General features: G+C 51.4%; 2 rRNA genes. Both read right to left on the bottom strand.

The features are described from left to right. Positions 1-153: ribosomal RNA gene (locus B5M42_RS25110) — 23S ribosomal RNA — on the bottom strand; the annotation flags it as partial. A 284-nt stretch (positions 154-437) separates the two neighbouring features. Continuing rightward, positions 438-591: ribosomal RNA gene (locus B5M42_RS25105) — 16S ribosomal RNA — on the bottom strand; the annotation flags it as partial.

The following is a 591-nucleotide window of genomic DNA, read 5'->3' as shown; positions in this document are numbered from 1 at the left end:
AGGTGACTGCGCATTACCACAGCCGGGTTCCCCCATTCGGACATCCCCGGATCGAAGCCTGCTTACGGCTCCCCGAGGCATTTCGTCGTTCGCCACGTCCTTCTTCGGCTCCTAGCGCCTAGGCATCCTCCGTGTGCTCTTTCTAGCTTAACCTAATATAGGGAGTTTGCTTTGCAAACTCTCACTGCTTGGCAGGGAGTTTACAGCACAAACGTCTCACTACTCAGGAAACACACTTCATCATTCGTTCGCACAAATGGTGAGTTGGATTTCTAAGTTAAATCACGCGTTTGTTACTTCTTGTTTCGTTATCTAGTTTTCAAGGAACACGCTGCGAATCGTAAGATTCGCCAGCTTACATTGAAAGGTTGCCCTTTCAAAACTGAACACGAGTGAAGGAAGCTTGACTGGTTCACTTCTGAACCGAGTCTCCATAGAAAGGAGGTGATCCAGCCGCACCTTCCGATACGGCTACCTTGTTACGACTTCACCCCAATCATCTACCCCACCTTCGGCGGCTGGCCCCCTTGCGGGTTACCCCACCGACTTCGGGTGTTGTAAACTCTCGTGGTGTGACGGGCGGTGTGTACA

This window comes from Paenibacillus athensensis (assembly GCF_004514475.2).
Classification (GTDB): Bacteria; Bacillota; Bacilli; order Paenibacillales; family NBRC-103111; genus Paenibacillus_AL; species Paenibacillus_AL athensensis.
Note: the sequence above shows the minus strand (reverse complement) of the source record. Positions and strands in the feature narration are given on the sequence as shown.